Source organism: Acidimicrobiales bacterium (assembly GCA_036378675.1).
In the GTDB taxonomy this organism is placed as follows: Bacteria; Actinomycetota; Acidimicrobiia; order Acidimicrobiales; family Palsa-688; genus DASUWA01.
Genome location: DASUWA010000017.1, coordinates 81,731 through 95,831, shown reverse-complemented (window position 1 = coordinate 95,831; position 14,101 = coordinate 81,731). Strand labels below are relative to the sequence as shown.

Annotated in this window: 14 protein-coding genes; all 14 read left to right on the top strand. The window is 65.7% G+C overall.

The genetic code is table 11. From position 1 onward, the window contains the following. The first annotated feature begins 3 nt into the window (after positions 1 to 3). The 14 genes from VFZ97_07255 (at position 4) to VFZ97_07190 (ending at position 14,077) form a co-directional block, all read left to right on the top strand. A complete protein-coding gene (locus VFZ97_07255; GenBank protein HEX6393223.1) occupies positions 4 to 1,443 on the top strand; it encodes a UDP-N-acetylmuramoyl-L-alanyl-D-glutamate--2,6-diaminopimelate ligase in 1,440 nt (479 codons plus the stop codon). Next, a complete protein-coding gene (gene mraY / locus VFZ97_07250; protein ID HEX6393222.1) occupies positions 1,440 to 2,468 on the top strand; it encodes a phospho-N-acetylmuramoyl-pentapeptide-transferase in 1,029 nt (342 codons plus the stop codon). The genes VFZ97_07255 and mraY overlap by 4 nt, the downstream gene beginning before the upstream one ends. Next, positions 2,465 to 3,829 (top strand): UDP-N-acetylmuramoyl-L-alanine--D-glutamate ligase, encoded by a 1,365-nt coding sequence (murD, locus tag VFZ97_07245; GenBank protein HEX6393221.1) that lies wholly within the window; start codon positions 2,465 to 2,467, stop codon positions 3,827 to 3,829. The genes mraY and murD overlap by 4 nt, the downstream gene beginning before the upstream one ends. Further along, positions 3,823 to 5,064: a putative lipid II flippase FtsW gene (gene ftsW / locus VFZ97_07240; protein ID HEX6393220.1), complete on the top strand. Its 1,242-nt coding sequence runs from the start codon at positions 3,823 to 3,825 to the stop codon at positions 5,062 to 5,064. The genes murD and ftsW overlap by 7 nt, the downstream gene beginning before the upstream one ends. Beyond that, positions 5,061 to 6,248 carry an undecaprenyldiphospho-muramoylpentapeptide beta-N-acetylglucosaminyltransferase gene (murG, locus tag VFZ97_07235; protein ID HEX6393219.1) on the top strand — a complete coding sequence of 396 codons (1,188 nt, stop codon included), beginning with the start codon at positions 5,061 to 5,063 and terminating at the stop codon, positions 6,246 to 6,248. The genes ftsW and murG overlap by 4 nt, the downstream gene beginning before the upstream one ends. After that, positions 6,241 to 7,644 (top strand): UDP-N-acetylmuramate--L-alanine ligase, encoded by a 1,404-nt coding sequence (murC, locus tag VFZ97_07230; GenBank protein ID HEX6393218.1) that lies wholly within the window; start codon positions 6,241 to 6,243, stop codon positions 7,642 to 7,644. The genes murG and murC overlap by 8 nt, the downstream gene beginning before the upstream one ends. A gap of 19 nt (positions 7,645 to 7,663) precedes the next feature. Then, positions 7,664 to 8,632: a UDP-N-acetylmuramate dehydrogenase gene (gene murB, locus VFZ97_07225; protein ID HEX6393217.1), complete on the top strand. Its 969-nt coding sequence runs from the start codon at positions 7,664 to 7,666 to the stop codon at positions 8,630 to 8,632. Between the two features lie 4 nt (positions 8,633 to 8,636). Then, entirely contained in the window at positions 8,637 to 9,671 is a 1,035-nt protein-coding gene (locus VFZ97_07220; GenBank protein ID HEX6393216.1) for an FtsQ-type POTRA domain-containing protein, read from the top strand. Between the two features lie 199 nt (positions 9,672 to 9,870). Then, positions 9,871 to 10,956, top strand: coding sequence for a cell division protein FtsZ (gene ftsZ / locus VFZ97_07215; protein ID HEX6393215.1), 1,086 nt, complete (start codon positions 9,871 to 9,873; stop codon positions 10,954 to 10,956). Positions 10,957 to 10,958: 2 nt separating this feature from the next. Next, a complete protein-coding gene (locus tag VFZ97_07210) occupies positions 10,959 to 11,642 on the top strand; it encodes a polyphenol oxidase family protein (GenBank protein ID HEX6393214.1) in 684 nt (227 codons plus the stop codon). Between the two features lie 41 nt (positions 11,643 to 11,683). Then, entirely contained in the window at positions 11,684 to 12,346 is a 663-nt protein-coding gene (locus VFZ97_07205) for a YggS family pyridoxal phosphate-dependent enzyme (GenBank protein HEX6393213.1), read from the top strand. 25 nt (positions 12,347 to 12,371) lie between these two features. After that, positions 12,372 to 12,890, top strand: coding sequence for a cell division protein SepF (gene sepF / locus VFZ97_07200; GenBank protein ID HEX6393212.1), 519 nt, complete (start codon positions 12,372 to 12,374; stop codon positions 12,888 to 12,890). 12 nt (positions 12,891 to 12,902) lie between these two features. Then, entirely contained in the window at positions 12,903 to 13,175 is a 273-nt protein-coding gene (locus VFZ97_07195) for a YggT family protein (protein ID HEX6393211.1), read from the top strand. A gap of 56 nt (positions 13,176 to 13,231) precedes the next feature. Next, positions 13,232 to 14,077 carry a DivIVA domain-containing protein gene (locus VFZ97_07190; protein HEX6393210.1) on the top strand — a complete coding sequence of 282 codons (846 nt, stop codon included), beginning with the start codon at positions 13,232 to 13,234 and terminating at the stop codon, positions 14,075 to 14,077. The last annotated feature ends 24 nt before the right edge of the window (positions 14,078 to 14,101 follow it).

The window sequence follows — 14,101 nt, the reverse complement described above, 5'->3', positions numbered from 1 at the left end:
CCGATGCGGCTCGACGGGTTGATAGCGGAGGCGGGCTTGCACGGGCTGGGCCTCGTCGTCGATGTACTGGGCGACCAGTCCATCGACGTCAGCTCGCTCACCATGGACTCGCGCTCCGTCACGCCCGGCGCCATGTTCGCGTGCGTGGTCGGGCAGAGAAGTGACGGCCACCAGTTCGCACCCGAGGCGGTCGAGTCCGGCGCAGGGTCGCTCCTCTGCGAGCACCGACTGGATCTGCGGGTTCCGCAGGTGATCGTTCCAAGCGTGCGCCGGGCGCTTGGTCCGGTCGCGGATGCGCTCAACGGGCATCCCTCCAAGCAACTCAACGTAGTGGGAGTCACCGGAACAAACGGAAAGACCACGACTTGCGCGCTCCTCTCGTCCATATTCGAGGCGTTTGGCTGGAGCAGCACGACGATCGGTACGCTTACCCAGCAGCGGACCACGCCGGAGGCTCCGGATCTGCAGGCGCTGCTGGCGGGCTGGCGCGATAGCGGAGGTCGCGCGATCGCCATGGAAGTCTCCTCTCACGCCCTTGACCAGCACCGGATCGATGCGACCGTCTTCGCCGCAGCGATTTTTACCAACCTCAGCCCTGAACACCTCGACTACCACCACAGCATGCAGGCCTACTTCGAAGCGAAGGCGTCGCTGTTCCAAAAGGAGCGGGTGGGCGTGGCGGTGGTGAATGTGGGCGATCCGTGGGGCCGGATCCTGTGCGATCAGTTGCAGGGCGGATCGCTGCGTTGCATCGGGTACTCCGTCGACGATGCGCATGACGTCGAGTTGCGAGCCGGCATGAGCCGTTTCCATTGGGACGGCCAGGAGATGCAGATCCGGATCGGCGGCCGGTTCAACGTGATCAACGCGATCGCGGCGGCGACGTGCGCGCGCGAGCTCGGGATACCTTCCTCGGTGATTGCCGAGGGCTTGGGACGGCTGGAAGGGATTCCCGGCCGTTTCCAGGATGTGCAGGCCGGTCAGCCGTTCACCGTCGTCGTCGACTACGCCCACACTCCCGACGGTTTGGTCCAAGCACTCTCGTCGGCCCGTGAACTCTCCAACGGCCGCCTGATTGTCGTATTCGGCGCCGGCGGCGACCGTGACCACGAGAAACGCCCGTTGATGGGGTCGGCCGCGGCGCGCCTGGCCGATCTGGCGATAGTCACATCCGACAATCCGCGCAGCGAGGACCCCCTCGCCATAATCGATCAGATTCTCGCTGGCGCGGAGGGCAGCGCAAACGTCGTGGTCGAGCCTGATCGTGCCGCTGCGATCGCGGCGGCGGTCGCGAACGCTCGAGATAACGACATCGTCGTCATCGCCGGCAAAGGCCACGAACGCGGGCAGGAAATTGCCGGCAGGGTGATGCCATTCGACGACGTGGAAGAGGCCAGCTCGGCGATCGCCCGGATTATTGCATCGAGGCGGTATGGCGAGTGATCGACCTTCTGCTCTCGGCAGGCATCGCCTTGTTCGTCGCCATGCTGGGAACGCCTTTGTTGATCAGCTGGTTGCGCGGCCGGGGAATCGGGCAGCAGATCAGAGAGGACGGACCGGAACTCCACCTGACCAAGGCAGGAACGCCGACGATGGGTGGAGTAGCGCTGATCGGCTCGGCGATCATCGGCTACCTCTTCTCACACATTCATGCGACCTTCACGACTCGAGGGATTGTCGCCGCGGTCGCTGTGTGCGCCGCGTCGGGGATAGGTCTGGTCGACGACTGGATCAAGGTGCACCGCCAGCGAAGTCTTGGCCTCAACAAGCGGGCGAAAGCGGGTGCACAGCTCATCGTTGCGCTCGCCTTCGCGATCCTGTGTGTCACCTGGCTGAAGGTCGACACGCATCTGTCGTTCACGCGTTACAACTCTCTCGACTTCAACCTGGGGAAGGTCGGCTGGGTCATCTTCGCGGTGTTGGTGATCGTCGGGTGCAGCAATGCCGTGAACCTGACCGACGGTCTGGACGGCTTAGCCGCCGGCTCGTCGGCTTTCACCTTCGCGACGTTCACGGTCATCGGGTTCGTGCAGCTCAAGCACTTCTCGCTGTATCGCAACCCGGCGGCGCTCGACGAGGCGTCGCTTGCCGCGGCGTTGATCGGCGGCTGCGCGGGGTTCCTTTGGTTCAACGCGGCCCCAGCGCGGATCTTCATGGGGGATACCGGATCGTTGGGAATCGGCACGGCGATCGCCACTCTTGCGCTCCTCGAGAATGTCGACCTGCTCTTGCCGATCGTCGGCGGGCTGTACGTGGTCGAGACCCTTTCGGTCATCGCGCAGGTTGCCAGCTTCAGGTTCTTCCGCCGGCGGGTGTTCCGGATGGCTCCCATTCATCACCACTTCGAACTTCTCGGGTGGCCAGAGACGACGGTGATCGTCCGGTTCTGGATACTCGCCGGGTTGTTCACCGCGCTTTCGCTGGGTGCGTTCTATGCCGATTTCTTGTCAAAGGGTGGCAACGGATGACCACCACGCGCGATGCAGTCGTGGTAGTCGGATTCGGAGTAACCGGTCGCGCCGTAGCGAGGGCACTCATGTCGGCAGGTCGTGACGTGGTCGTGATCGATGATTCGCTGTCGCCTGAAAAAGAGTCGGCCGCCAGGTCGATCGGCGTGCGTCTCGAGCGCACGCCCGAACGTCAGCAGTTAGCGAAGATCTTGCAAGGGGCGACGATGGTCGTGCCCAGCCCAGGGGTTCCTCCCTCGCACCCGGCGTACTACGCGGCTCGCGAAGCCGGTGTGCCCGTCCGGTCCGAGATCGAGCTCGGTTACCTGGAGTGTGCGGCAAGGGGCCGGCCGCGTCTGGTGGCGATCACCGGAACGAACGGCAAGACGACGGTCACAACTCTTGTCACTGCGGCTCTTCAGGCGTCCGGAGTTGCCGCCGTGTCGGCTGGCAATATCGGTGTTCCGCTCATCGAAGCCGCCGGGTCGGACACGGACGTGTGCGTCGCCGAAGTGTCGTCGTTCCAGCTGGAGTTCACCGAAAAATTCCGTCCGGCGGTGAGCTGCTGGCTGAACTTGAGCGAAGATCACCTCGACTGGCATCCCACCGTCGACCATTACGCGGCGGCGAAAGCCCGCATTTGGAGGAACCAGGGGGCTGGCGACGCAGCGGTCATCAATGCCGACGATCCTGCAGTCAACGCCGCCGCCGCATCCATTCCGGCCGGCGTGCACGTGCGTCGTTACTCGACCCGCGAATCGGAAACCGATTACCACGTAACGGACGGGTGGCTTGTGGCGCCGGACGGGGAACGGATCATTGCGACTTCCGAGCTCCCACGATCTCTTCCGCACGACCTGTCCAACGCGCTCGCCGCGGCAGCCGTGGCTTTGGAGGCTGGTGGCACAATCGAAGGCTGCCGCGGGGCTCTTGGCGGCGCGCCCCTCCTTCCGCACCGCGTCAGCTTCGTCGGGTCGTCGAAGGGTGTGAACTGGTACGACGATTCGAAGGCCACCACTCCGGCGTCGGTCCTCGCTGCAGTGGCGGGATTCGACTCGGTGGTGCTGATAGCCGGCGGACGCAATAAGGGTCTCGACCTCGACGTCCTGCGGTCGACCGTTCCCCCGGTGAAAGCGGTGGTCGCGATCGGAGAGTGCGCAGGCGAAGTTGTGACTGCGTTCGAAGCGACCGTCCCCGTGACGATCGCCAGCAACATGGATGAAGCGGTCGGAGCGGCGGCGTCCTATTCATCGCCAGGCGACGCCGTGCTGTTGTCGCCGGGATGCGCCAGCTTCGATTGGTACGGCTCTTACGCGGAGCGCGGCGACCACTTCGCCGCGCTGGTGCGTTCGAAGATCGTGGAAGGGGAGGGATCATGCTGACAAGCAGACCTGCGCCCGCCGCACGGGCCAGAACGACTCGTACGGCCCAGCGGGCCCGGATCGCCCAGGCTCCCGCGAGCCGTCGGGTGACGGACCGGAGGTCCCGTCCTCCCGGGATCAAGAACCGGGCCAATGCAAAAGCCGCGGCTCCGGCGCGGGGAGGCACCTTCTGGTTGCTGCTCTGCCTGGTGTCGGTTCTCTGCCTCACCGGGCTCGTGATGATCCTGTCTTCCTCGTCGATCCTCAGCCTCCACCAGTTTGGATCTCCGTGGCACTTCTTCCTGCGCCAAACGATGTGGCTGACCGTCGGCGCCGCAGGGTTCGTCTTGGCATTGCGGGTGGACCACGCTCGATGGCGTCGCTTCGCCACGCCGCTCATGTACATGTCCATTGCTCTGCTGTTCGCTGTGCTGGTTCCCGGAATCGGTGTCAAGTCGGCCGGCGCGTCGCGCTGGCTCGGAACGTCAGCTCTTCAGATCCAGCCGTCCGAGGTCGCCAAGCTGGGTCTGGTTCTGTTCGCCGCCGACATACTCGACCGCCGGGCGGCCAAGCGCGACTGGAGGTACCAGATGGCTCCGGTCCTTGCAGTGATGGGGATTCTGGTTCTCCTCGTGATGGCCCAGCCCGACATGGGGACGACGATGGTCCTGGTCGTGATCGCTCTCGCCATGCTTTTCATGGCGGGGATCCCGGCCGGCCCGATGCTCTTGACTGGCGGAGGTATTGCCGGCGTCGGTCTGCTGCTGGCGGTGGCTGCCCCGTACCGGTGGCGACGGATGACGTCCTTCCTGCATCCGTTCAAAGACGCATCGAACACCGGGTACCAGACGGTGCAGGGTTTCGCCGCCCTGAGCCATGGTCATGTTCTGGGGGACGGACTCGGATCCAGCATCGCCAGCTACGGGTACCTTCCGAATGCCCAGACCGACTTCATATTCGCGGTATTGGGTGAGGAGACCGGGATGGTCGGCGGGTTCGTGTTGAGCGGGCTGTTCGTCCTGCTTGGCCTCGTCGGTGTTCGTATTGCGTGCAACGCCCGAACCCGGTTTGCGGCTCTGGCTGCTGCGGGGATCACCGCGTGGATCGTCGGGCAAGCCGTCATCAACATCGCCGCCGTGGTCGGCTTGCTCCCTGTTACCGGTGTCCCTCTGCCGTTCGTCTCGTTCGGAGGATCGTCTCTGGTGATCAACCTGTTCGCGTTGGGCATTTTGGCCAATATCGCCCAGCAGCCTTGAACAGCCGGAGGCGAGCCGGGGACGTGTGGGCGGTGATCGCGGGCGGCGGAACCGGGGGCCACGCGGTGCCGGCAGTAGCCATCGGCCGGGCACTCGTCGACCGTGGCCACCCGCCCGAATCCATTCACTTCGTCGGCTCACAGCGAGGTGTAGAGCGACGCTTGGTTCCGGCCGCAGGCTTCGATATCACTCTATTGCCGGGACGGGGGATCGTGAGGCGACTCTCGTGGTCGAACGTGGGTGCCGTATTCGGCCTGGTCTCCGCCGTGTTCAGGGCGACCTTGCTGCTCGCCCGCTTGCGCCCGTCCATAGTGATCTCGGTCGGCGGCTACGCGAGCGTCGCCTGTTCTCTGGCTTCGGTCGCGCTCCGCATTCCTCTCGTTGTTGCAGAGCAGAACGCCGTGCCCGGTCTCGCCAACCGCATCGCGGGCCGTTTCGCGAGAGCGTCGGCGGTCTCATTTCCGGGTACCCCGCTCCCGAGAGCGGTCGTCACTGGTAACCCGGTTCGTCCCGAGATCGTCGCCGCCGACCGCTCGCCGGCAGGGAGGGTTGCCGCAAGGAAGGCGCTTGGCATCCCCGACGCGCTCAGGGTCGTCGCAGTGGCCGGCGGATCTCTTGGTGCCCGGAGAATCAACGACGCGACCGTGAAGCTGGCTCACCTCTGGAAAGACAAGGATGGCGTCGCGCTGCGTCACGTGGCCGGCGATCGTGACTTCGACAGAATGCGCGCGGCGGCGGCCGACTTACCAGCGTGGTCCGCAAAGTCGGGCGAGACCGCCGTGGGTGGAAACGATTCGAGCCCGCGTGGTGGGTTGTTCTACCAGCTGGTCGGCTTCGAGGATCGCATGGACCTGTTGCTCAGCGCGGCGGACGTCACGGTGCAGCGAGCGGGGGCGAGCACGTTCTCCGAGCTCACCGCAATGGGGGTTCCCTCGGTCCTGGTCCCGCTTCCAGGCGCTCCGGGGGATCATCAAACCATGAACGCACGGCGGCTCGTCGAAGCCGGCGCGGCGGTGATGGTGCCGGACGGTGAGCTCGATGCGGATCGTCTCGCGGCGGAGCTCGAGAAACTGCTCAACGACTCCGAGTTGCTCGCGAAGATGTCCTCGGCGGCCCGGTCGTTCGCGTTTCCGAACGCAGCCGACTCGGTCGCGGCCCTCGCAGAAGAGCACGCCCGTGTCTGAGGTTGATTCGCTTCGCGCGCCGGATCTGTCCGTACCGAGGAGAGTTCACGTCGTCGGCGTCGCCGGCGCCGGAATGAGCGCGATCGCCGCCGTTCTCGCCGAGATGGGCCACAAGGTCACGGGCAGCGATGTTGCGGGGGGTCCGGCGCTGCTTCGCCTGGAGGGTCTCGGAGTCGAAGTTCACGTCGGTCACGTGCCCGGGTTGGCGGCCGCTGCCGACATGGTCGCGGTCTCGACCGCCATTCCCGAGGACGATCCCGAGATCGTCGCGGCGGCCCGCAAGGGTGTGGCGGTCTGGCCCCGTTCGGCCGTTCTTGCTGCGATATGCCGCCAGAGGCGGGCCGCAGCGGTCTCCGGTAGTCACGGCAAGACCAGCACTTCGGCCATGCTGGCGGTGACGTTGCGGGCCGCAGGCCGCCACCCTTCCATGGTCGTCGGTGGTGACATCGCCGGGATCGGCACCGGCGGGGTGTGGGATCCCGCGGGAGAGTGGATGGTCGTCGAAGCCGATGAGAGCGACCGCACGTTCATCCGTTTAGGCGCAGAAGCCGTCCTGGTAACGAGCGTCGCGTCCGACCACCTCGACTTCTACGGGAGCAGGGATGCCCTCGACGGGGCGTTCGTCGAGTTCATCGAGGCGGCGAGTGGTCCGGCAGTGGTGTGCCTGGACGATCCCGGCGCGGCCTCGGTTGCGGCGAGGGCGAACCGCGAGTTGATCACCTATGGAAGGGCCGGAATAGCCCACGTTCGGGTCGAGGCGGTCGAGCTGGCGGGCGACAGGGCGACCTTCTCGCTGGCCGTGGGTGAGCAGGTTCGAGGACCGATCCACCTGGCTGTGCCGGGACTGCACAACGTCCTCAATGCCGCCGGCGCGCTGACGCTCGCGTCGTCGATCGGGGTTCCCTGGGACCAGGCCATCGAGGGCATCACCGCTTACCGAGGCGTCGCGAGAAGGTTCGAAACGAAGGGCACTGTCGAAGGGGTCACCTTCGTCGACGACTACGCACACAACCCCGAGAAGGTCGCCGCAGCACTTGCGACCGCTCGCGACGGGTCCTGGGGCCGGGTGGTGGCCGTGTTTCAACCACACCGTTACTCGCGCACGGAATCACTCTGGCGCGACTTCGGCCCTGCGTTATCCGGCGCCGACGTATTGGTGGTAACCGGCATTTATGCGGCGGGGGAGCGCCCGCGGCCGGGCGTTTCCGGACGGATGATCGCCGACGCGGTCCGGGACGCCCGTCCCGGGGCTGACGTGCGCTACGTGGAAACGCTCGACGAAGCGGAGCAGATCCTCTTCGAGGAGCTCCGCGAGGGTGACCTTTGCCTGACCCTCGGCGCTGGCGACATCACCCAGCTCGCCTCGAGGTTCGCTCAACGAGGAAGCCTGCGTTGATGAGCGAAACGGCGAGCCGATGAGCGAAACGGCGGCTGCACCTGGCGATGTCCCTGACCGGGTTCGTGCAGCTCTCAACGTTCTTGGCGGTCTCGGGGATCGGGTGGTTCGGGGCGGCGATCTCGGTTCGCTGACGACCTACCGAGTGGGCGGACCCGCGGCGTTGCTCCTGACGGCGCAGTCGGTCGAAGAGCTCGGCTTGGTCAAAGACGCCTTGGTCGAGTCCGGACTTCCCGTGCTCATCGTCGGCCGTGGATCGAACCTGCTCGTGTCCGACGGAGGTTTTCCCGGGATCGCCGTTGTGCTCGATCCCTCCGAGTTCTCCGATGTCGAGATAGAGGGGCACGCGGTCAGCGCCGGCGCGGCACTCCCGCTGCCTGCGCTGGCCCGCCAGACGGTCGAAGCCGGGCTCACCGGTCTGGAGTGGGCCGTCGGCGTGCCTGGTTCGGTAGGCGGGGGGGTCCGGATGAACGCCGGGGGGCACGGCTCCGACATCGCCCATCATCTCGAGTCGGCCACGATCGTCGACCTGGAGGGAAGCGGGGCTCCCGAGGCGATCCCGGTCGACCGGATGGAGTTCTCGTACCGGCATTCGGCGGTCACACCCGCACGGGCGGTCGTGTCCGCCCGATTCCATCTCTCGCCTGGCGACCCGGAGAAGGGCAGGGCCACCATCCGCGAAATCGTGCGCTGGAGGCGCGACCATCAACCCGGCGGACAGAATGCCGGGTCGGTATTCACCAATCCACCCGGGACGTCCGCCGGCTTGCTGATCGATTCCGCTGGTCTCAAAGGACGCCGACTCAGGAGTGCCGAGGTGTCGCCAAAGCACGCCAACTTCATACAGGCAGATGCGGGCGGTTCCGCGGAAGATATTCGGGAGCTGATCGAGGTCGTCCGGGCGGAGGTGCTCCGACAGAAGGGCGTCGAATTGCAGCACGAGGTGCGGCTCATCGGATTCGATCATCGACCTCAATCACAGGTTTAGGGTTGTGAGCGGCTCGATCACCGAAGTGCCGACCACGGAGAGACGTACCGGGCTCAGGATGGACCCGCGGATCGCTCGTCGTTGGGTCGAGGTCAGACGCCAGCAGGGTCGCCGGAGGTTGCGGATCCTGATCTCGATCGGAGCGGCACTGCTCGTGCTGGCCCTCGTCGCAGGCTCTCTTTACACCCCTCTCTTCAGGGTCCGGCACGTCCGGGTTTCCGTTCGCGGCCCGATGCCCGTCGCTACCGTGGCCGCTCTGTCGGGGCTCAACGGGCACAGCTTGATGATCCGGGTCAACGACTCATCGGTAGCGCGCCGGTTGGACTCGGTGCCCAATCTCGGTGACGCGCAGGTGCGCACCCACTGGCCGGGGACCGTGTCGATTCATGTCGCCGTCAGACAAGCCGTCGCGGCCATTCAAGGTCCGGCCGCTCAATCCCCCCGGCGATGGTCAGAGATAGACGCAACCGGACGGGTGATCGCCGTTGTCGGCCAGCCGCCAGCCGGAATTCCGCTGCTCGTGGGGGCCGGCGCTCCTCCGCCCCCCGGCCAGTGGGTCGACGGCTCGGCAGGACCCGACGCGCTGGTGCCTTCTCCGGGGAGGGCTTCGCTCGGGGAGCTGAACGCGGAATCCGACGGGCCTTCAGTCCCCGAGGGAATGGCGGCGGCCCTTGATGTCGCGGCCGCGTTGCCGGCGCGGATCGCCGGTTCCGTCGAAGCGATTCAGCTGGGACCGTCGGCCCAGTCGGCCCAGCCAGCCCAGCCAGGTCAATCCACTCAGCCGGGCAGCGCGGGTGACCAGGCGACCGTGCTCTCCCTTATCGTCGCTCCCACCGAGGGCTCCGCCGGACCGTTGACAGTCGCGCTTGGCGACGGTTCGCAGCTCGCCGCCAAACTGACCGCTCTGACCGCGCTCCTGACCCAGACCGACCTGACCGGGCTGACTGGCCTTGATCTCACCGTGCCGGACCGGCCCGCAGCCTTGACCGGTCACAAATCCCCCGATAGTCTCTCAACCCACGCCGGAGGTTCACATTAACTCTCCAGTTGAGATCGAGGTTGAGATTAAAGGGTTTTACAAGGGGGCCGGAGGATCCGCGACGCCGGCAGCGCCACGTGGCACGCTTTTGTCCTGCATAGATCGTCCAGCGAATAACGCTCGATGGCAAAGAACCGATTGAACCGATAGATAACAGCCGGTCGCCGACCGGTGTATTGCTGTGCCCGGGAGGGTTTTCATGGCCGGTGCCGCCCAAAACTACATCGCCGTCATAAAAGTCGTCGGTATCGGCGGCGGCGGCGTCAACGCGGTCAACCGCATGATCGACGCAGGCCTGAAAGGTGTCGAGTTCATTGCCGTCAACACGGACGCTCAGGCTCTGCTGATGAGCGACGCCGACGTGAAGCTGGACATCGGGCGGCAGCTGACCCGCGGTCTCGGCGCCGGCAGCGATCCCGAGGTGGGCCGTGCGGCGGCCGTAGAACACCGAGAGGAAATCGAAGAGGTTCTCAAAGGCGCCGACATGGTGTTCATCACGGCCGGAAAGGGTGGTGGAACGGGAACCGGCGGTGCCCCGGTCGTCGCCGAGATCGCCAAGTCGCTCGGAGCTTTGACGATCGGTGTCGTCACCCGCCCCTTCGGGTTCGAAGGGCGCAGGCGGTCACTCCAAGCCGAAGCCGGGATCCAGAACCTGAAGGAAAAGGTCGACACCCTCATAGTCATCCCGAACGACCGGTTGCTCACCGTCTCGAACGACAAGACCTCTATGGTCAACGCGTTCAAGATGGCCGACGAAGTCCTGTTGCAAGGGGTGCAGGGCATAACCGATCTCATCACCACGCCCGGCCTGATCAATACCGACTTCGCAGACGTGAAGATGGTGATGAGCAACGCGGGCAGCGCAATCATGGGTATCGGAACCGCGTCGGGCGACGGGCGGGCGGTTACCGCTGCCAAGCTCGCTATCACCTCGCCGCTGCTGGAAGCCTCCATCGAAGGCGCCCGCGGCATCCTCCTCAACATCGCCGGCGGCAGCGACCTCGGCTTGTTCGAAGTGAACGAGGCGGCCGAGATCATTCACGGTGTCGCCCATCCAGACGCCAACATCATCTTCGGTCAGGTCATCGACGACTCGATGGGCGACGAGGTCAGGGTGACGGTCATCGCCGCCGGTTTCGACCGGTGGGAGGATCAGTCCTTCGACGATCGTTCAGGGGCGTCCGGCGGTATCGGCTTGGCTGAGACAGAACGCGAGTTGCGAGAGGAAGAAGAGGACCTGGGACTGGTCGGAGACGAGTTCGACGTCCCGGACTTCCTGAAGTAGTGGTGGCTGCCGGGGTCAGTTCCCACCCGGCCGAATGGCAGCTGGCCGGCGGTATTCGTGTTCGCAGCACCGGGTGCTCCCAAGGAGACCTTGCCGGCCGCGGCGAGGTGGTCGAGCGACGGAGGCGGGCGGTGGCAGACGTTCCTTGGACCGTTCTCCAACAGGTCCATGGCGCGCGGGTCGTCGTCGTCGACGAGCCCGGAGCCCAGAGCGGCGCGTCCGCGGACGCGGCGATCAGCTCCGCCACAGGAGCGGCCCTGGCCGTGCTGACCGCGGATTGCGCGCCGATCGGTCTTGGCAGCCCCGAAGGCATCTCGGGTGTGGCACACGCCGGATGGCGCGGCCTTCGCGCCGGTGTCGTCGAGGCGACTGTTACCGCGATGCGACGCCTCGGCGCGACGAGGGTCGAGGCAGTCATCGGCCCATGCATCCACCCGTGCTGCTATCCATTCGGGGAGGACGAGCTCTTCGCGGTCGCGTCTCGTTTCGGAGAGAAGGTCCGCGCCTCGGACTCCAAAGGAAGTCCAGCCCTGGACGTTCCAGCTGCCGTTCGCTCGGCGCTACATGCAGTCGGCGTGGTCCTCGTTGGGGAATCCGGCATCTGTACCGGATGCTCCTCAAGCCACTGGTCATGGAGAAGGGGCGGCGGCGAAAAGCGGCAAGCAACCGTGGTGTGGCGGGCATGAAGCCGGATTACCCAGCGGCTTCGCCGTTCGAGCGGGAAGGGATGAGCGCCCGCGCGGTGGCCGAGCGCCTTCATGAAGTTCAGCGAAGGATCAGCAGCCGAGGAAAGGACCCGGCCGCCTTTAGGATTGTCGCAGTCACCAAAGGATTCGGTCCCGAGGCGGTAGCAGCAGCGCTCGGCGCCGGTCTCGAAGACATTGGCGAGAACTACGCGCAAGAACTCCTGACCAAAGTGAAAGACTCTTCGTCGCGCGCCAAGTGGCACTTCCTCGGTCCGATACAGCGCAACAAGGTCGCGCGATTGGCAGAGGTGGTGAGCGCGTGGCACGGCGTCGACCGCACCGTCGAAGGAGAGGCGATCGCCGCCGCCACTCCCGGTGTGGAGGCGATGATCGAGGTGAACGTCACCGGCGCAGCTTCCCGTCCCGGATGCATGCCGGCCGACGTCGATGAGCTCGTCGCGCGGCTGCGGCGGCTACCGCTCAACTTGAGCGGTCTGATGGCAATAGGTCCACAGGGCGACCTGGAGCAGAGCAGATTGTGTTTTCGCTGGCTTGCCGAAAAGGCCAGCCAGCTTGGGCTACCAGAGTTGTCGATGGGGATGAGCGACGACTTCGAAGTGGCAGTCGAGGAGGGCGCCACGACCCTCCGTCTAGGAAGGACGCTTTTCGGACCGCGACCCAGCCGGACCGCGGCACGACGATAGGCTTCACGACTACTGGGAGGCACTGATGGCATCGGGAATCATGCGCAAGGCGATGGTGTACCTGGGGCTGACGGACGACGAGTACGAGGAGTACGACCCTTATGAGGACTCGGCGCCGGCCCCGGCTCCAACGCGGAGATACTCGACCGAACCGTCTGAGAGTGGCTCGGTTTCGGCGGTGCGCCCGGTGAGAGAAGCCCCCGATCCTTCGAACGGAGTCACTTTGCAGCCGCGAACGGCAGTCGTGAGACCCATCACCCCGATGCACGGCGCCAAGGTTCACGTCGTAGCGCCGAGCAAGTTCGCGGACGCGCAGGAGATCGGCGACCGGTTCAAGAACGGCCAACCGGTCATCGTCAACCTGCAGGGAAATGACAGGGAGCTGGCCCGCCGAATGATCGACTTCTGCAGCGGGGTCACATACGCGCTCTCGGGAAGCATGGACAAGGTCGCCGATCAGGTCTTCCTGCTCACCCCGTCCAACGTCGAGGTGTCCGCCGAGGAGAAGCGAAGGCTGCAAGAACGCGGCCTTTACCGGTCCTGATCCGGCTCACGAGTGGTCAGCTTCCGCGGGGGAAACCCGCTTTACGACCTCGGGCAGATCTACGTGCTCGTCCTGTTCGCCCGAGCGATTCTCAGCTGGTTTCCGTACAGCTCTGACTCGCCGTTGAACCCGGTCCGCCGGGTTGTGTTCACCCTTACCGAACCGGTGCTGGCGCCATTCCGGCGGATCATCCCGCCGGTGGGCATGTTCGACCTCTCGTTTTTCGTCGCCTTCATCGTCGTCGAGATTTTCGTCCAGGGCGTCCTCGGCAACCTGCCGATTTGACCGACGAACGGCTCGCCATCACCTCGGGGTCGCCTGCAGGCCACTAGCATTGCGGCATGGAGGTTTCGCCGAAGACCCTTCGTGAAGTCGAGTTCCGCGAGAAGATGCGCGGATACCACCCGGAGGATGTCGACCACTTCCTCGAGCAGGTCGCCGCGGGGCTCGAAGTCATGCAGGAGCGTCTACGCCAGGCGGTCGAGCGGGCCCAAAGGGCCGAGTCCGCCGCCGCCGAGGCGGGCGGGACTGACGAAACCCTCCGCAAGACGTTGGTGCTGGCGCAGCGAACGGCCGACCTCGCCGTTCAGGAAGCCCGGGAGCAAGCCGCCCGAATCCTCGCCGGAGCCGAACAGCAGGCTCAAGCGATCCTGGCCGAGGCGGAGGACAAGGGACGGCAGACCCTCGAGGATTCCCTCGCCGAGAGCCGCGCCGAGCTTGCGCGGCTCGAGTCCGCTCGCGCCCAGTCGCATCAGGAGGTGGAGACGCTCGAGCGCTGGCTGGAGGAGCACAAGACCCACGTCCAGACCAGCTTGTCCGAAGCGTTGGCGTCTGTGGAGCGCATCGGAGTCATGTGGCCGGCTCCCGATCCGCGCCCGGCCGACGTACCGCAGTCCACCCGGGGGAGCGCCCCTCCCCCTCCGCCCGCCGACATAGCGGTCGAAGGACCGGAGACCGTCGCGTGGTCGCCCGCAGACGAAGGGATCGATCGAGAGGAGATGCTCGGCGAGCAAGCTACGGTCGCCGCTCAGTCGTTCGCCCCGCCGCTACAGGCCGGCGTCGTCGACGTCCGTCCCTCGGATGCTTCGATCGGCCCGGACGAAAGGGCCATGGACGAATTCTTCGACGATCCCGAAGGGTTCGGCGACGACCGGCGCTTCGGAGGAAGGCTGCGCCGGCGCCGTTGAACCGGACGCCCCGGCAGAGGTGGG